Below are 17,409 nucleotides of genomic sequence, written 5' to 3'. Positions count from 1 at the left end.
GGTGCGCCCGCATCTGCCGCGTCCAGGCCGACCAGGGCGACCTTGAGATATCCCGCCTTGCGCAACTGATCCATTAGGCCCATCACATCGCCGTAATCGACGCGCTTGTCGGCGCGAATGAAGATACGCGTATCTTTCTTGTCCTTGGTCGCCGCGTCCAACGCCGCGCCGACGTTGTCGTCCTTCACAGGCGTGTCACCGATCGAGATCGCATGATCGGATTGAAGGGTGACGAAGACGGGCTCCGCCTCCGGCGCCTGGCCGGCCGAAGATACCGGCAGATCGACCGGCACATCGACCGTCGCCAGCGGCGCGACCACCATGAAGATGATCAGCAGCACCAGCATGACGTCGATGAACGGCGTGACGTTGATCTCGTGGTTGACCGGCAGATCCTCAGATTCGAGATGAAGCTTGGCGGCCATCACTCACGCCCGCCGGTCGAGATCGCGCCCGGCCAGGCACAGGACAAGCGTCGCCGCGTCGCCCACCAGGCCGCGATAACCGGCGATGGCGCGGACGAAGCCGTTATAGATCACAACCGCCGGCACCGCCGCGACGAGGCCGAAGGCGGTGGCGAGCAGGGCCTCGGCGATGCCCGGCGCCACCACCATCAGATTGGTGGTGTGGGCTTGGCTGATGCCGATGAAGCTGTACATGATGCCCCACACCGTGCCGAACAGGCCGACGAAGGGCGAGACCGAGCCGACCGACGCAAGTAGATTGGTGCCCGATTGGATGCGGCGCGTGGAAGCAGCCTCGATGCGCCCCAGCCGGACCTCGATGCGGTCGTTGGCGGCGCCGCTCTTCAGCCCTTCGGACAGCTTCAGTTCGGTCCGCGCTTCCTGCAGGAGGGCATCGACGACGCGGTCGCCGGTCTTGGCGACGTCGTTCAGCGAGCGAGCGCCTGCCAGGATGTCGATGGCGCGCCGCAGGCTGCGGCGCGCGCCGCGCAGTTCGACGTTCTTGGAGATCCATACCGTCCAGGTTATCAGCGAGGCGAATAGGAGGATCAGGATGACGCATTTCACGATGGGGCCGGCGTGCAGGAACATCCCCATGACGGACAGATTCTGGGGCAGCGAGCCGATGATGAGCGACCGGTCCGCGGCATGGGGGAGGACGTCCTGGGCCGAGGCCGCGCCGGCCGCCAATATCGCCGCCACCAAGGCTGCTATTGCGTTTGCGCCCCACCGCAGGCTTTTGACGAACCAGACCGGGCTGACGAAACGCATGATGCACCCCAATTTACAGGACCGGCAAGAACCGGCCCCGGCATGACGACGACCGACGAACACCGCCCACACTTTGAAACGGAAACGAGTGGTCGGCCCAGACTCCGCAAGCATCGGTTTTGGAGGCCAATTGCCGCGATGGATTTAAGTCTGCGATGGGGAAACGCGGTCGCCTATCCGCCGGAAGGCGGGAACGCCTGGGCGTAGCGAGCAAAACAAAACCCCTTCGCCTCACGGCGAAGGGATTTTAGAGTAAACGAGGCCCCCGCTCCCTAGGGGGTGACAGCGCGAGCCTCGCGCGTTGAAGCCTTTCGTCAATAGCCGCAGGCTTCGCCGCAATTCGTGGCCGCCGCCTTGTTGAAGTATTTGTTCTTGCCGCCGGCGAGGCGCAGCTTTTCGTCGCCCAAGCTGTCGGCCATGCGGCCGCGCACATCGATCACCGCGTCCACCGCATTCAGGACATAATCGACGGCGGTGACGGGCTTGCGGCCCTTCACCAGGTCGGAGGCATAGAGCGACTTCGCATCGCCCGCCACGCGGCGCAGATCGGCCTGGGTGAAGCCTTCGGTCGCCGACGCCAGGCGGTCGAAATCGATGACGTTGACGTCCGGCAGGTGCTTATCCTCGTTGAGATAGCGCTTGAGGATGCGTGCGCGGATGTCCTGATCGGGCAGCTTGGTCTGCAGCCAGACCTCGACGCGGCCGGACCGCAGCACCGCATCGGGGATATGGCGCACGTCCATCGCCGTCATCATGACGCAGACATTGTTGGCCGTCTCGCTCTCCAGTCCGTCGAGCAGCGAGAGCAGGAAGCGCACTACGCCCTGGATATGTTCGATCTTGAACAGCACGTCGGCGTCGTCGATGAACAGAACGGAAGGCGAGTTCGCCTTGGCTTCCGCCACCACCGCCTGCAGCTTGTCGAAGAAGGTGCCCGGCGGCTCGCTGATGAAGGAGCCGTCGACCAGGAAGAACTTGCCCTTCATCCGGTGCGCCAGCGCGCGGCCCATGACCGTCTTGCCGGTGCCGGGCGGGCCGTAGAGCAGCACGCCGCGCTTGGCCTTCAGGCCCATCTCCAGCGCCAGCTTGCGGTTCTCCAGCGGCAGGACGATGGCGGTTTCAAGCGCCTCTGCGATATGCTCGGCGCCGGGCAGGCGGTCGAAGGTGATGTCCTCGACCTCGTTGGTGCGGACATTGCTGGCGACGATGTGGTGGTTGAGGACGTCGATGATCTGCTCGGTCGTCGGCGCCGGCTCGCCCTGCAGGAGGGCGCAGGCCAGGCGCAATTGATGGCCGGTCAGACGCGCGGCATGGCGGAAGAGCTGCTGAAAATCGATGTCCTTGGCCCGCGATCCCAGGACGTTGCCGGCGATGGCGGCATAATCCTCGACCCGGAACGGATCGAGCGCGGCCACGGCGCCGCGATCCATCAGGGCATCGAAGAAGAACTGGCCGTACTGGTTCGCCGGCGTGCCGGCGATGAGAAGCCGCTTGTGTGGTTCCTGCGCCATCCGTTCCAGGATCCGCTTGGCCACCATCGCGGTGTAGCCGCCGCGGGATGCATTTTGGCTGGACCCGATCCGGGTGATGTAGTTGAAATCGTCCACGGCGACGAAGTCGTTCTCGGCGAGCGCCTTGTCGATCAGCTTGCCCACCGCATCGGCAAAGGCGAGCGGATCGGTCGCCGCCGACGCATCGGCCATCTCGGCGAGCGTGATCATGCAGCCGCCGCGCTTGGCGACCTGGTTCGACAGCAGCAGCGTCCGTCCCATGCCCACCGTGCTGGCCAGGCCGACGACGGGAGACACTTTAAGCAGGATGTCGAGTTCGGCATCGGCATTCGCCTGTGCGGGCGAAAGCGGCAGGTGGTTCGAACGGACATGCGCCGGAGTCGGGAAGCGAAGTTCGGGACTTGCATTCATCTTGCGTGTTTCATCCATCGGTACAGGCGACCGGCAAGCCGCCATGGTTTCGTCGCCAAGGGTAGGAGCGCAAGCGGCAGCGTCATATCCGCCGGCGGGCGTGAACTGCGCGCCGGCGCGGCGTCTTCCGATGTCTTCACCCCTTATATCGCCCCAACGATTGAGGCGGGCGAACACCGCAAGGGATGCGAAAATCAGTTGCCGCCCGCCGGCGCGCCGCCCTTGTCGCGGTGCTGGCTCTCGAAATCCTTGACCGTGGCGATATAGGCGTTTGCATCCTTCGCGGCGGCGTTGCCGGCATCGATCTCGGCCCGGGCGCGGTTGGCATAATCCTGTCCCGCCGTCTGGCGCGCGGCGATGTATTGGCTGACGCAAACGCTGTAGGCATTCACCTGCTTGTGCAGATAGGCGATGTCTTCGGCCGGGAGCGAAAATCGCTGCGGCAGGGCGGGCGGCACGCAGGGATCGGCGGGCGGCGGCGCCACGGACGCGCTCTGCGCGAAGGCGGGCGCGGCGGCCAGGAGGCACAGTGCGGCAAGGGCAAATCTCATTTCAGATCTCCGATGGTGCGTGCGTGCCCGTCAGTAGACGATGACAAGGCCGGGCAGCCGGGCGATGCGCAGGTTCTGCGAACTGCGCAACGCATCCAGCCAGTCCGCCGTATGGTCGAGATCGATCGCGGCGCTCACATGACGAGCGCCAGCCTTGGCGCCGCCGAAGAAGACGATCCGCTGGCCCGTATGACGATCGAGCTCCGCGAGCACGGCGGAGAGCGGCAGGTCCTCCAGAATGAGGCGCCCGCGCGTCCAGGCGAGCGCCTGCCGCGCATTCGTCCGTTCGACGGCGCCGAACCCGTCCGGTCCGTAGGCGACGCGCCGGTCTGGCACCAGCCTTGCGTCGGAGGCGCCATCGCTCACTTCGACGCTGCCGCGCGCCACCGTTACCGTGACATGTTCCTCGGCCTCCAGACGCACGTCGAAAGCGGTTCCGATATCGCGGATCACGCCCGATCCGGCGCTGACGGTAAAGGGATGACGCGGATCGTGCACGACGTCGAAAAAGGCTTCGCCCCGCGCCAGCACGACGTTGCGCGCGCCACCGGCAAAATGCACATCCAGCGCGCTGGCGCCGCTCAGCTCGACCCGGCTGCCGTCGGCGAGCGTGATGTTTTCGCGCTGGCCGGCCGCCGTGACATAGTCGTGCCGCCAGTCCTGGCGATATTGGAATATCAAGGCCACGGCGAGGACGAGGCAGGCCGCGGTCGCGAAATAGGCGTGCATGGCCGTCCGCCGGGGCGGCTGCACCCGGACCGGCTCCGCCCAGGCATTCCCGAGGCCCACCCACAACTGCCGCGCCCGCGCGAGGGCCGCTTCATGGTCGCGGCTGAGCGCGCGCCAGCGCGCAAAGGCGGCGTGATCTTCGGCGACGGTTTCGCCAGAGGTGAGCCGGACAAGCCAGGCGATCGCCTGCTCGTCTATATCGGAGGGCGCGTCCAAGCCCTCCGCCGGATCGGATAACTGTATTTCCATGGTGAAAGAACGAACCGGCGTGGCAAGAACCACAAGACAATATCCGGTTTATGACCCGGCCAAACGCTCGCGGCAATGCAGTAACGCGCGCATGACATATTTTTCCACCGAACTGCGCGAAACGCCGAGTTCGGCGGCGATCTCCGAATGGGTCATGCCCAGCATCCGGCTCATATAAAGGACGTCCTTGCAGCGCGGTGGAAGCTCCGCCAGCGCCGCTTCCACCAGCCGCATCTGGCCGCGTGTGAGCGCGTCATCCTCGGGGCCTGCCCCGATTCCGGAAAACAGCGAGACGTTGCCCGCCAGAAGCTCCATGCGCCGTCCTTCGACGCGCCTGTGGTCGGTCGCCAGATTGGCGGCCATGCGGAAGAGATAGGCCCGCGCTTCGTGACGGTTCGGCAGCGGCGTCGCGATGCGGCGGAGCTTGAGATAAAGTTCTTGTGCGAGATCGGCGGCCAGAGGCGATGAACCGGTCCGGCGGCGCAGCATCCGCTCCAGGTCGGGGCGCGCTTCCAGGAAGACCGATTCAAGATCCGAAAATGTCAGAACTTCAGCCATCTCCGACGCCCACCATATGACAAGATGGCGACAAGTGTGGGGCCATAAGCGCCGGACTGCAATGCAACGCGCGTCTCATCTCCGTCCCTACCCAAACCGATCTGCCGATGGGGCGGGCGCAACCGAGAATTTTTGGCGATCGAAATCCGCCGTGCAGGTCTGACGGAAAACCGCCGGATTCCAAGCCTTGCGGCGAAGGCGGCTTGGCCCGGCGGCGCGTGTTGCGCGAAATCGCGGCAACGCCGCTAGGCAATCCGCCCGTCTCCTGTGCAGGAATGGCAGAGGGCGGCCGATGCGCTTGCCCGTCTCATCATCCCCTCCAGGTGGCGGATTCTTACGCGACATGGCGCCACGATATTGTTTCAATAGTCTATCGGTCAAGTAGATTTACCTGATACGGCCTCGCGTCGCCTTGCGTTCTGCAAGGTCAGCGGGACAGGAGGCTGGTGAGCTGGGTGCGGTTGCGCACACCGAGCTTGCCGTAGATATGGCTGAGATGATCCTTCACCGTGCAACGCTCGCGATGAAGTCTTTCGGCGATCTCGCGGTTGGATAGGCCGCGGACGAGAAGGATCGCGACCTTTCGCTCCGCCGGCGTGAGCTGGGACAGGATCTTGAGCTGTTCGTCGCTCGGCTGAAACGCGTCATGGGCGCGAGAGCCGAGCCCGCCGAAGCGGATCAGGAAGCTGGGCCGGTGTGCCGAGACGCCGTGCACCTGCTGGGCGCGCACCACAGCGTACAAATCGGAGTGCTTGGATGGCACCGTATGCTCGACCGGCGCGTCGCCATGTTCGTCCGTCTCCAGCCAGCGCCGGCGCAAGACCTCGCACGCCGCCGCAAGATCGGGAGGCACCTGCAGCGTCTTGCGCGGCAGCACGGTGTAAGGCCGCGCCGCGCCGTGGACCCAGAAGAAAGCCTGCTTGCAGCCCTCGTCGTTGACGAACACCGGCTGCAGGTTCCAGTTGACCAGCATCACGCCGATCGGCAAGCCGGCGACGAAATTGGACAGGCTGGCGTGGAGGGCGCGCTGCTGCTGCTCGTGGATGAGACGGAACAGCACCGACCGGATCAAGGGATGAAGGGCGCGCAGCCAGGCCTCTTCTTCGGCCGAGAAATCGCCCTGGGCCGCGGTGCGATAGATCACGATGTTGGCCCGCACCTCCTGGCGCTGCCAGAAACTCAAGGTGATGCCGAATTCCCAGCCCTCCGGCTGCATGAAGCGGCTGTAGAAGGCGCTGCGCGGCAACGCCTCGGCCGACAGGGCGTCGCTCACCCGGTGTAGCGGCGCGCCGGGATGATCCTTCAGGAATTGCGGTGTAGGATGGTTGGCCCGCCTCGCGTGCCAGTAATCGGGATCGCGCTCCCGCCATGGCGATTCCAGCACCAGCGTGCTCTGGCTGGAATTGGCGAAGTCGTAATAGTCGTACCACAGGAAGGCGGTGTCGAACGGCGCCGCGGCACGGATCAGCGCCAGTGTCGCGTCCCAGAATTCCGAGACGTCGCGGGCGCAGGCGAGCGGGGCCAGGGCGGCGATGGCGTCGGCGGAGATCGTGCCGGGCGGCATGGGAACCGGATGCGATCTGACGGCGGACCGGCCGATGCGACGGAGGGCGGAGACAACCATGCCAGGAGAACGAGCGGAACGATCCAACTCCGCAAGCTCGGCTGGGCGGCGAACGCCCTCCCCGCCGCGTGGCAGGGAGGGCGCCGTGTTCAGTGCTGATAGCGGATGGTAAACATGAAATTGCGCGGATTGCCGTACCAGTTGCCGCCGGCGGCCGTTCCGATGCTCTGATAGTAAGTCTTGTCGAGTAAGTTGTCGACGTTGAGCATGGCGTGCCAGTGATCGTCGACATCGTAGGAGACGCTCGCCCCGAACACGCCGTAGCCGGGCTGGTCGACCCGATAAGGCACTTGGGTCAGGCATCGCGTGCTGGGCGCGGGACGATAGACCACGCAGACCGACCCCTTGCCGAAGGCAGCCGACTGCGCGTTGGCCCCGAAGCCCACCTGCCAGCGCTTGAAGTCATCCGGCAAGCGATAGGTCGTCCACAGCTTGAAGAGATATTTCGGCGTCTGGTTGGAGAACACCTCTCCGGTGTCGGCAGCGGACCCGTCATAGACAGTCACATTGTAATTATAGCTGAAACTGGTCGATATCTGCCAACCGGGGAGGATTTGCCCCGCCACCGCCGCTTCCACGCCTTCGCTCTTCAAGTCGCCGTTGTCGAGAAGGCAGCAGAGGCTGAGGCCATTCTGAATCGGCGGATAGGTCGGGTCCAGAATCGTCGGATAACTCGTCTCGTTGGTGCGGTAAACCGAGAGCGTGGTGTTGAGCGCCCCGCCGAGAAGCTCGCCCTTGATACCGGCTTCGTAACTGGCGCCCAGGATCGGCGGCAGCGGGTGGCCCGGCGGCGGTCCGCCAAAATAGTTGGCCACGGATTGGAAGATTTTTGTGTAGCTGAAATAAGCCGACCAAGCATCGTCGATGTCATACGTCACCGCGCCATAGGGTACGACCACGGAGTGATCGCCGTAGCTGAGTGGGGCGCTTGGCGGGCCGTCGTGATGGCCCGTTGCGTCGAGCGGCTGATCGATTTCCTTGAAATCGAACGTGTTGAGGGAAAAGCCCCCGGTCGCATGCAGATCATGCAAAAGCTCCAGGCGCAGGGTCATGTAGGCCCGCCATTGGGACTGGTTTTCGGCGGCAAAACCTTGATACGGTGCCGGGGAAGCCGGTTCGGGCCATGCGCCGGGATCGAAATGGAAGATATCCACCGGCGGATAGGGCGCGGGATAGAGCGTCGGATAATTCAACGAACCCTCGCCGTCGACATAGCCATAGCTGGCGCCCGCCGTCAGTTGGTGGTGGCGATCGAAAAGATCGAAGGATCCCGTGACGGTCGCATCCGCCAGATATTGGCGGTTGACGCTCTTGGTTTGATAGCCCTCCATCTTCGTTCCGGTAATAGGATTGCTGGTGACGCCGCCGGTGAGAAAGCCGTATTTGGAATTCGTGTCTTGCGCCGTATCCGTGAGATTGAGGTGAGCAGTCCAGTCGCCGGCGAGTTTCTGGTTCAGCTGGACAAAGATTTCCGGCGTCGAGGTTTGATACCGGCTCCAAGGCAGCGCAAACGAGGTATCGACCGGCAGGTGCAGGTCGTCGCCGTTCGCATAGCGCGGCAGGCCGGCAAACCACGGCAACGAGTCCTGCTTGGTGAAGCTGGCGCCGACGGTCAGCAATGTCTCCGGCGTAAGATCGGCCTCGACGACGCCGTAGAGAAGAAAGTGATCGGTGGTCGCCGTCTTGTAGAAATAGTCCTGCGACTGATAGCTTGCCACCAAACGGCCGCGTATCTTGTCGCCGAGGCCCGCGATGTCGAGCGGTCCGGTGACATCGACCACGGCGCGATAATTGTCCCACGATCCGGCAGCCCCTTCGAGGCTGATCTGGTCGTGGTCCAGCGGACGCTTGTGTACGAGGTTGACGGTGCCGCTCGGGTTGCCCACGCCTGAAAACAGACCGTCCGGCCCCTGCAGCAATTCGGCGTGATCGTATTCCGCCATGTCGAAACCGGCGGTAAAGCCGAGGATGTTGACCGCTGTGCTGATCGTGTTGCTGATGTTGAGCGGCGCACCGCCGTCGATCTGGAAATTGGTGATCTCGAATCCGCGCGAATAGAATGACGGGTTCACATTGCCGTCATTGTTGAGGACCGAGACGCCGGGCATCTGGTTGAGGACATCGCCCATGCTTTCCAGATGCTGGTCCTGCATCTGCTGCTGCGTCATCACGCTGACGTTCTGCGGCGTTTCGCGGATGGAAAGCGGCGCCTTGGAGCCGATCGTCGTCGCGGTGGTGGTGTAGCTGCCGGTGCCTTCGGTGGCGGTCGGATCGGTCGAGCCGTTGGCGGCGACGCCCGTCGCGCCCTGCACTTCCACCGGTCCCAGGGCGCGCGCGCCATGCGTGTCGGGCCGTTCGATCACGATGGTCGTGGCGTTGGCGAAGTGGAAGGTCAGTCCGCTGCCGGTAAGCAGGAGGCGGAGCGCCTCGCGCGCTTCATAGCTGCCCGTGAGCCCGCGGCTCTTGAGGCCGGTGGCCAGTTCCGCCGGATAGGCGAGCTGCAACCCGGTCTTCTCCGCGAAGGCATCGAGTGCCTGGCTCAGCGGCTCGGCCGGAATGGCGAAGCTCTCGATGCTTTCGCCCTGCGCATATGCGCCGTGCGACGCCAACACAATCGCGGCGGCGCAGGCCGCTCCACACAACCACGCCCTCTTCAAGCCCCCGATACGCATCTTCATCCCTCGCTCAGAGCGACGGGAAGTCCGCCGCTCGTTCCTAGGACGACTGGCGCATGCGAGGTGTAAACGCCACGGCTCAGCGCAGCACGACCACGAAGGGCGTGAAATACGTCACGGTCAGTCCGCGCGCCGCGGCAAGGCCTTCGAGCCCCTGATCTATGGCGGAGATGCGGAAATTGCCGCTCACCTTCTGGCTCGCCTTGCCGCTCAGGAGAAATACGACGCCGGGACGATAGCGCGCCAATTCGTCGACGGCGTCGCCCAAGGAACGGCCGTCGATCACCACGCGGCCGCTCCGCCAGCTTGAAAGGGCCGCTATATTGTCGGATCCGGCGTGCGGTGCCGTGCCTCCGCCATATTGCAAGATCTCGCCCGCATGCGCATGCGCGCGGATTCCGGTATTGCTGACCACAACTTCGCCCGCGGTCACCGCAACCCTGACGCGACCGCCTGCGTCACGGCGCACGTCGAAAGCGGTGCCGACATCGCGGATCTCGCCGCCTGCAGCCAAGACGCGAAAAGGATGCGCTGCATTGTGACGCACTGAGAACCACGCCTCGCCGCGCAGCAGCGCGACATCGCGCCGCCCGCAACGGAAATCGATCGCCAGCGCGGAGTTGGTGTTCAGCATCGCCAGCGAACCGTCGGGCAGTGTCACGGGCGCGATCTCGCCCGGCCCGGTGATGCGGTCGGCTTCAAGCCACAGCAGCGGCTGGCCGAGCATCAGTACGCAGAGTCCGATGGCCGCGGCCATGGCGCCGATCGGCAGCCAAGGTCGCCGCCGGCGCGGCGGGACGGCCGGCAGGGCCGCCACAAAAGCGGCGCGATGGGCCGCGAGGCTGCGCCACAACCGTCTTTCTTCCTCGAAAGCGGCCGCGTGCGCCGGCTCGGTGCGCCACGCCTCGAACGCCGCGATGTCCGCCGCCTTGCCCGTGGTCAGGCGCACCAGCCAGGCTCGTGCCTGGCGTCGAAGCTGCATGTCGGCAGCATTGCTGGGGTTTGCGGCCATCGTTGCGAACCGTCCACGGACAAGCCTTAGACGATCCGGCACCGCATACTGTTAAGGCACCCGGTGCGGTTCATCCGTCAAGCCGGCGCGGACCTCGGCCAGCCGGTCCAGCACCCGGCTCATGTGATGGTTGACCGTCACGCGCGAAAGCCCCAGCCGCTTGGCGGCCTCCCCCTGCGTCAATCCGTCGAAGCAGAGCAGAACGAAGATCTGGCGACTGAGCGGCGGCAGCGCCGCGATCGCCTTGTCCATGCTGGCGAGCGCGTCGGCGGCCACCAAGTGATGTTCGGGCGTGACGACGTCTTCCTCGCGCCACAGGATATCCATCGCCTGGTTGAGGATTTCGGCGCGGCGCCGTTCGACCTTGGCGTGATCGCGCACCAGATTGGCGGCGATCTGGAAGAGAAACGCGCTCGGATCGTGGACTGGGCCGCGCACCCGCGCGAGCTTGAACCAGATGTCCTGCGCCAGATCCTCGGCGGTGGCACGGCATCCGAGCCGGCGCGACAGGAACCGCAACAGCCGCGCGCGGTTGCGGCCATAGGCCGCGAACAACATGTCGGCGTCGGAAACGAGCCCCTCTCCCGTCAACTCCCGCAGATCCGGCTCCGCCATTCGCCTTACGCCACACACCCACGTCTTAAACGAGCGTGCCGCGCAGACACCGCAGAAGGATTATTGTGCTGCGTCGAGCCTGGCGCCGGTTTGAACCGCATCGCCGCCGCCCGCTGCCTCCGGATCTTCGGCCTCCTCGACGTCGGCGGCTTGGAGATCGCCTGCGGGCACGACTTCCCAGGCTCCGCCCGACAACAGGCGCAATGCCTTCTTGTGGTATTTGAAGATGGTGGGGCGATGGCCCACGCTGACAAAGGTGGCGCCCGAACGCGCCAGGAGGCCGTAGAGCAGCCGCTCCGTTTCCACGTCGACGGCGCTCGTCGCCTCGTCCATCAGCACAAATTGCGGCCGGCAGATCAGGATGCGCGCGAAGGCGATGCGCTGCTGCTCGCCGAGCGACAACACACGGCTCCAGTCTCTTTCGGCGTCGAAGCCGCCATGGCGTTCCGCGAGGTCGTGCAAAGTGACGCGCTCCAGCGCGACCTGCAGTTCGGCATCGGTCACATCGGTGCGACGGCGCGGGTAAAGCAGTTGCTCGCGAAGGTTGGCGAGGATCATGTAAGGCTTTTGCGGCAGGAACAGCGTCACGTCGGTGGGCGGCATGACGACGCGGCCGCTACCCCGCGTCCACAATCCCGCCATCGCGCGCAGCAGCGAACTCTTGCCGACGCCAGTGCGCCCGACGATCACCATATTCTCGTGCGCAGCGATGGCGAAACTCACATCCCGCGCAAGATGCAGTTCGCCGCCGGGGGTCTGCAGCGAGACATGGTCGAGCGCGATTTCGTCGCCCTCGCGAAAACTGATGCGCGGCACGGCGGCGCTGGACGGGCGTTCGCGGCCCATGTCCTCGAACTTCTCTTGAATCTCCGCCAGGCGGATCACCTTGGGCACCGCGAGGGTAAGGCTTGGGACGAACCGCATCAGCAGCGACAGCGAATTCAGCAGCGCCATCGCCGAGGCGCCGCCCTGAGCAACGGTGCCGTATGGGATGTGATGATGCAGATAAAGCGGCCCAAGGAAGACCAGCGGCATCACCATCCAAACCACCGAGAACCCGCCTTCGGCTAGCCCCATCCAGACCATATAGATGGTGTTGACGAGATTCCTGCGGATCGCCGTCGCCAAGCGCACCAGAATGTGGGCACGCTCGGCATATTCGCCATGATAGAAGGCGACGGTCTCCGCGTGATCGCGCACATGCAGGATTCCGTAGCGCAGGTCGGCTTCCGAAACGGTGATATCGTAGTTCTGCTTGATGGTCGGCGTCCAGAGACGCAGGATTATCAACGTCTTAATGGTTGCGAAGATGACCACCGCCCAGAAGAGGGCGCTCGAAATCTGCATCAGGATGAGGGCCTGCACGCTCATGTCGAGCACCATCCCGAGGGCTTGGCGCGGCAGATAAGAGATCGTTTGGCAGAACGGTCCGACCTCTTCCTGCATGCGCTGGTCGGGGTTGTCGATCACCTCGTCGACGACGATCTCGTAATAGGTGCGGCGCGACAGGTATTTGTCGATCAGATGCGTGGTCAGCCATTGTCGCCAATGCAGGTTGAGACGCCCGTCGGTATAACCCTCGACCGCATAGATGAGTTGCCGTACCACCAAGAAGAGGAAGGTCAGCATCAGCAGATGCCAGAACGGTCCGGTTTGACGCGCCACCAGCGCATTGGTCTGATCGCGCGTGAGAAAGGAATAATAGGCGCCGGAGATGCTGTAGAGCACGATCAACGCGACGAGGAGGCCAAGTGCGGCCCAGGATTTCCAAGCACCCTTGCGCAGCCAATAGGGCTTGGAAAGATTGTAGACGCGCCGGAAGAACCTGGCATCGAGGCGATAGCTGCGCGGGTCGATGCGGAGATGGCGAGGCTGTATCACGGCAGACCGATCCTTGTTGCGCACGACGCTGGCACGACATCTGCGCAAAGCGCCCACGCCGGAGGACGGATTTGCGAAACGCTGGCGGCGATGTAACGCCCGTGCCGCCGGCGACCGGGCGAAGACAGAACGAGTCGGGAGGCCCGATACCGCAAACGCCTCACAAGCAGCCGCTCTCGAAAAATGCCGCCATGCGCGACCGCTCGGGGCGCCAGTCGACGCCCCGGTCCTGCAGCCAGGCGTCCGAGAAATACGTGTCGGCGTAGCGCTCGCCGCCGTCGCACTGGATCGTGACGAGCGAGCCGGTCTCGCCCGAGCTTTTCATTTCGGAGATGAGTTGGGCCGCAGCCCAGATATTGGTCCCGGTCGACCCGCCGCAGCGCCGCCCCAAGACCTCCCAAACGGCCCTGAGCGCACCGATGCTCTGCGCGTCGCTGACCGGCAGCATCCGGTCGATCAGTTCGGGAATGAAGGAGGGCTCGATCGCACAGCGGCCGATGCCTTCGATGCAGGATTGCTCCTCGCCCGGAACGGCGGTCATAGCGCGGTCGTGATAGTGGCGGTGGAAGACCGAATTCTGCGGATCGGCGACGCAAAGCCGGGTCGGCAGCTGCCGGTAGCGGATGAAGCGGCCGATCGTCGCCGAGGTGCCGCCCGTGCCCGCGCCGCAGACGAGCCAGACCGGGACCGGATCGGCCTCGGCACCCATCTGGCCGAAGATGGAACGGGCGATATTGTCCTCGCCGCGCCAGTCGCCGACGCGCTCGGCATAGGTGAACTGGTCCATGTAATGGCCGCCGGTTTCGCGCGCCAGCCGGAGCGATTCGCGATGGATGTCGGCGGCGCTGTCGACATAACGGACTTCGCCGCCGTGAAGGCGGATCGCCGCCACCTTGGCGGCGGCCACCGAACGCGGCACGACGGCGAAGAAGCGCAGGCCCAGGAGCTTGGCGAAATAGGCTTCGGAGATCGCGGTCGAGCCGCTCGACGCCTCGACGATGGTCGAGTCCGGACCGATCCAGCCGCTGCACAGCGCATGCAGGAACAGCGCGCGCGCCAGCCGGTGCTTGAGGCTTCCGGTGGGATGGGTGGATTCGTCCTTCAGATAGAGCGCGATGCCCGGCGCACCGCAAAACGGCAGGCGGATGAGGTTGGTGTCGGCGGTGCGCCGCGCATCCGCCCCGATCAGCCGCACCGCTTCCTGCGTCCAGGCCCGCCGCGCCGCAGCGCCCGTCGGGCGGTCGGGTTCTGGCTGATGAAGGCGTTGCAGGATCGACGTCATCTCAGCCCGCGCCACCGACCACCATGTCGTCGATCCTGACGGTGGGCTGGCCGACGCCGACCGAAACGCTCTGTCCACTTTTGCCACACATGCCGTTTTCCAGCTCGAGGTCGCAGCCGATCATCGAAATGCGATGCAGCGCTTCGTGCCCCAGCCCGATCAGGGTGGCGCCCTGGATCGGCGCGGTGACGTGCCCGTCTTCGATCAGATAGGCTTCGGTCGCCGAGAAGTTGAACTGCCCGCTGGTGATGTCGACCTGGCCGCCTCCAAACCCAACCGCATAGATGCCCCGGGGGACCGAGGCGACGATCTCGGCGGGATCGTGCCCGCCGGCGGCGAGAAAGGTGTTGGTCATCCGCGGCATGGGCAGATGGGCATAAGACTGGCGCCGCGCGTTGCCGGTGACCGTATCGTTCATCAGCCTTGCGTTCAGCCGGTCCTGCATCAGCCCGGTGAGCCTGCCATCCTCGATCAGCACATTGCGCCTGGTGGGTGTGCCTTCGTCGTCGCTGTTGAGCGACCCGATCCGTCCCGGCAGCGTGCCGTCGTCGATCACGGTGACGCCGGGCGCGGCGACGGCCGAGCCCATGCGTCCGGTGAACACCGAAGAGCGTTTGCGATGGGCGTCGCCTTCCAGGCCGTGGCCGACGGCCTCGTGCAGCAGCACGCCGGGGAAGCCCGGTCCCAGCACGACCGTCATCACCCCGGCCGGCGCGGGCCGCGCGTCGAGATTGACGAGCGCGATCCGTGTGGCGTGCGCAACCAGGGCCGCCACCCGCGCCGCGTCGAAATATTCCAGCCCCGCGCGCCAGCCGGCCGATGCGGTGCCGTTGGCCCGCCTTCCGCCGGCCTCGGCCAGCACCGTCAGGCTGAGCTGGACCTGGGGACGCATGTCGCCCGCCAGCGCGCCGTCGCTCGCCGCCACCAGCACCGCGGAATGGGACATCTGCAGACCGGCCGAGACGCGGACGATGCGCGGATCGGCGGCGCGCGCCAACCGGTCGACATCCTGCAGCAGCTTGATCTTGGGTGCGGCCTCGGCCGTCGCGGTCGGATCGATGCCGGAATACAGCGCATGTGTGGCGTCGGGCTTGCCGACTTGGATGCCGCCGCGGCTTTCGCGCCCGCTGCGGCTCATGTCCGCCGCCGCCGCGATGGCGGCGCCGAGCGCGCGCGGCGACATGTCGCTGGAATAGGCGAAGCCGGTGCGGTCGCCGCCGACGCTGCGCGCGCCGACGCCCTGCGATATCGAGAAGCTGCCGCCTGTGACCTTCTGGTCCTGCAACTGCCAACCTTCGCTGCTCGACGCCGCGAAATAGAGATCGGAAAAATCGCCGCAGCCCAGAAGCGTTTCCAGCAAGGGGGCCAACGCGCCGATGTCAAGATCGTTTTCGTGAAGCAGCCGCTTCTCGGCGAGCGCGAAACGCTCGGCGGCGGAAGATTGGTCTTGCCCATCCATGGGATTCTCCTCAGCGCTCAGCGGCCGGCGATCTTCATGTCGCCGAGCAGGATCGAGCCGGTGCGCACCGCGCCGTCGCGATAGACATCGGCGCCCACGAACCGGATATGATCGAGCATGGTCGCCAGCTCGCCCGCGATAGTGACGTCCTGGACCGGAAAGGCCGCCTCCCCGTCCTCCACCCAGAACCCGGCCACCGCCTTGGAATAGGTGCCGGTGACGGGATCGCACCGCCCGCCCAGAAATTCCGTCACCCACAAGCCGCGGCCCAGCCGGCGCAGCATCCCCGCGAGATCGTCGCCGTTGGTCGTCGTCCGGCTCGTGAGAAAGAGATTCCAGGTGCCGTCGGCGTTGCCGGTGGAGCGCCTGCCGAGCTTGCGGGCCCAGCGTGACGAGAGGAAATAATCCTCCACGACGCCTTCGCGCACCACGAAACGATGCATCCCGGCCACGCCCTCGCTGTCGCATCCGCCGCTCGCCATTCCGAACGGTTCGAAGGGATCCTCCACCAGGTCGAGATGACTGGCGAGCACGCGCTGGCCGATCGCGTCGGCAAGGAAGGTCGATTTCTGATGCTGCGGCGCGCCGAACAGCCCACCGCAGAATTCGCGCACCAGCGAACCCGCGATGGTGGCGTCGAGCAGGACCGGCGCGGCCTGGGTCTTGACTGCCCGCGCGCCCAGCTTGCGTGCCGCAAGGGCGACCGCCGTGGCGCCGATGGCCTGGGGCGGCGCCAGCCGATCCGTCCGCCGCTCCGCCGACCGCCAGGCGGCGCGGTTCATCGCGCCGTCGCGCTCGGCGATGGCGACACACCAGCGGCTCTGGCTGGATGCGCTGGCGGCGCGGCAGAAATCGGCGCCGATGGCGCGGGCCCAGCGGCTGTCCTGACTCACGGCGCCTGCCTCCATGACGCGCGCCGGCTGCGTGGCGGACGCATCGATGGCGGCGTCTTCGATTGCCTTGGCTGCCGCCGCGATGTCCGCCGCCGGCAGGCCGGAAGGCGCGTAAAGTTCGACATCCCGTCCGTCCCGGGCCAGCCATTCGGAATCGGCACATCCCGCTGCGGCGTCGGATTCGACTTGGCGCGCGATGGCGATGGCGCGTTCCACCGCTGTCTGAACGGCTTGCGTCGTCAGGGTGGACGTGGTGGCCGTGCCGGTGCGCCCGCCGTCAAACACCGTGACCGAGACGGACTGTCCGCCGTCGCGCACCGCAGTCTCGGGAACGCCGTTCTTGACCTTGATCGTCAATCCCGCGAACTCCCGGGCGACGCAAACGGCCTGGTCGAAGCCCGACCGGCGCGCACGACAGACGGCGTCGCGCGCGATCTGGCTCAACGTCGCCTCGTCATGGAGGAGATAGCCGCTCATGCGAGCACTGGAGAAGCGAAGGAAAGCAAAAATGGCGAAACTGTCAGCGTCATGCGTCCCAGCCGGTCGTTTGTCCGGTCAGGAATGACACGGCGCGAGTCCGCGACCCATCCACCAAAAGGCGGAAAGAAGGGAACATCGGCGGCCGATTGCCCTGCCCGTCCGTCGCGACGTCGGGTGCCGGGGGACAGGTCGCCCACCCACTCGTCTCAAGACGGCCCGAACAGGCGGCATCCCCACCGGTCGA

14 protein-coding genes are annotated in these 17,409 nt (G+C 65.5%); all 14 read right to left on the bottom strand.

All coding sequences use genetic code 11. The annotated features are described in order from the left end of the window. On the bottom strand, nucleotides 1-425 hold a 425-nt coding region (gene exbD, locus WDN01_22725; GenBank protein ID MEJ0028852.1), incomplete at its 3' end, for a TonB system transport protein ExbD. Nucleotides 426-428: 3 nt separating this feature from the next. Next, on the bottom strand, nucleotides 429-1,235 hold the full coding sequence (exbB, locus tag WDN01_22720) for a tonB-system energizer ExbB (protein MEJ0028851.1): 807 nt from the start codon (nucleotides 1,233-1,235) through the stop codon (nucleotides 429-431). Between the two features lie 314 nt (nucleotides 1,236-1,549). Continuing rightward, nucleotides 1,550-3,157: an ATP-binding protein gene (locus tag WDN01_22715; protein ID MEJ0028850.1), complete on the bottom strand. Its 1,608-nt coding sequence runs from the start codon at nucleotides 3,155-3,157 to the stop codon at nucleotides 1,550-1,552. A gap of 194 nt (nucleotides 3,158-3,351) precedes the next feature. Further along, nucleotides 3,352-3,708 (bottom strand): hypothetical protein, encoded by a 357-nt coding sequence (locus tag WDN01_22710; protein ID MEJ0028849.1) that lies wholly within the window; start codon nucleotides 3,706-3,708, stop codon nucleotides 3,352-3,354. Nucleotides 3,709-3,738: 30 nt separating this feature from the next. Next, nucleotides 3,739-4,653 (bottom strand): FecR domain-containing protein, encoded by a 915-nt coding sequence (locus WDN01_22705; protein MEJ0028848.1) that lies wholly within the window; start codon nucleotides 4,651-4,653, stop codon nucleotides 3,739-3,741. Between the two features lie 81 nt (nucleotides 4,654-4,734). Beyond that, nucleotides 4,735-5,244: an RNA polymerase sigma factor gene (locus WDN01_22700; GenBank protein ID MEJ0028847.1), complete on the bottom strand. Its 510-nt coding sequence runs from the start codon at nucleotides 5,242-5,244 to the stop codon at nucleotides 4,735-4,737. A 427-nt stretch (nucleotides 5,245-5,671) separates the two neighbouring features. Continuing rightward, nucleotides 5,672-6,808, bottom strand: coding sequence for a LuxR C-terminal-related transcriptional regulator (locus WDN01_22695; GenBank protein MEJ0028846.1), 1,137 nt, complete (start codon nucleotides 6,806-6,808; stop codon nucleotides 5,672-5,674). 149 nt (nucleotides 6,809-6,957) lie between these two features. Next, nucleotides 6,958-9,477, bottom strand: a complete 2,520-nt coding sequence (locus WDN01_22690; protein ID MEJ0028845.1) for a TonB-dependent siderophore receptor — start codon at nucleotides 9,475-9,477, stop codon at nucleotides 6,958-6,960. Between the two features lie 145 nt (nucleotides 9,478-9,622). Beyond that, complete coding sequence (locus WDN01_22685; protein MEJ0028844.1) at nucleotides 9,623-10,525, bottom strand: FecR domain-containing protein; 903 nt, start codon at nucleotides 10,523-10,525, stop codon at nucleotides 9,623-9,625. 81 nt (nucleotides 10,526-10,606) lie between these two features. Beyond that, the gene (locus tag WDN01_22680; GenBank protein ID MEJ0028843.1) at nucleotides 10,607-11,170 is read right to left on the bottom strand and encodes an RNA polymerase sigma factor; all 564 of its coding nucleotides are present in this window, start codon (nucleotides 11,168-11,170) and stop codon (nucleotides 10,607-10,609) included. Nucleotides 11,171-11,230: 60 nt separating this feature from the next. After that, nucleotides 11,231-13,051, bottom strand: a complete 1,821-nt coding sequence (locus tag WDN01_22675; protein ID MEJ0028842.1) for an ATP-binding cassette domain-containing protein — start codon at nucleotides 13,049-13,051, stop codon at nucleotides 11,231-11,233. 160 nt (nucleotides 13,052-13,211) lie between these two features. After that, on the bottom strand, nucleotides 13,212-14,333 hold the full coding sequence (locus tag WDN01_22670) for a PLP-dependent cysteine synthase family protein (GenBank protein ID MEJ0028841.1): 1,122 nt from the start codon (nucleotides 14,331-14,333) through the stop codon (nucleotides 13,212-13,214). A 1-nt stretch (nucleotide 14,334) separates the two neighbouring features. Continuing rightward, nucleotides 14,335-15,792 carry a metalloprotease TldD gene (tldD, locus tag WDN01_22665; protein ID MEJ0028840.1) on the bottom strand — a complete coding sequence of 486 codons (1,458 nt, stop codon included), beginning with the start codon at nucleotides 15,790-15,792 and terminating at the stop codon, nucleotides 14,335-14,337. 17 nt (nucleotides 15,793-15,809) lie between these two features. Beyond that, a complete protein-coding gene (locus WDN01_22660) occupies nucleotides 15,810-17,162 on the bottom strand; it encodes a metallopeptidase TldD-related protein (protein MEJ0028839.1) in 1,353 nt (450 codons plus the stop codon). Nucleotides 17,163-17,409 lie beyond the last annotated feature (247 nt).

The sequence above is a fragment of the Rhizomicrobium sp. genome, from assembly GCA_037200985.1.
Taxonomy (GTDB): Bacteria; Pseudomonadota; Alphaproteobacteria; order Micropepsales; family Micropepsaceae; genus Rhizomicrobium.
This window is presented reverse-complemented; position numbering and strand designations above follow the sequence as displayed.

What these genes read in the sequence shown, in the direction of transcription:
- WDN01_22695 (MEJ0028846.1), bottom strand. Translation starts at nt 6,808, where the DNA reads ATGCCGCCCGGCACGATCTCCGCCGACGCCATCGCCGCCCTGGCCCCG.
- WDN01_22685 (MEJ0028844.1), bottom strand. Translation starts at nt 10,525, where the DNA reads ATGCAGCTTCGACGCCAGGCACGAGCCTGGCTGGTGCGCCTGACCACG.
- WDN01_22700 (MEJ0028847.1), bottom strand. Translation starts at nt 5,244, where the DNA reads ATGGCTGAAGTTCTGACATTTTCGGATCTTGAATCGGTCTTCCTGGAA.
- WDN01_22680 (MEJ0028843.1), bottom strand. Translation starts at nt 11,170, where the DNA reads ATGGCGGAGCCGGATCTGCGGGAGTTGACGGGAGAGGGGCTCGTTTCC.
- WDN01_22670 (MEJ0028841.1), bottom strand. Translation starts at nt 14,333, where the DNA reads ATGACGTCGATCCTGCAACGCCTTCATCAGCCAGAACCCGACCGCCCG.
- WDN01_22710 (MEJ0028849.1), bottom strand. Translation starts at nt 3,708, where the DNA reads ATGAGATTTGCCCTTGCCGCACTGTGCCTCCTGGCCGCCGCGCCCGCC.
- WDN01_22715 (MEJ0028850.1), bottom strand. Translation starts at nt 3,157, where the DNA reads ATGAATGCAAGTCCCGAACTTCGCTTCCCGACTCCGGCGCATGTCCGT.
- WDN01_22660 (MEJ0028839.1), bottom strand. Translation starts at nt 17,162, where the DNA reads ATGAGCGGCTATCTCCTCCATGACGAGGCGACGTTGAGCCAGATCGCG.
- tldD (MEJ0028840.1), bottom strand. Translation starts at nt 15,792, where the DNA reads ATGGATGGGCAAGACCAATCTTCCGCCGCCGAGCGTTTCGCGCTCGCC.
- exbB (MEJ0028851.1), bottom strand. Translation starts at nt 1,235, where the DNA reads ATGCGTTTCGTCAGCCCGGTCTGGTTCGTCAAAAGCCTGCGGTGGGGC.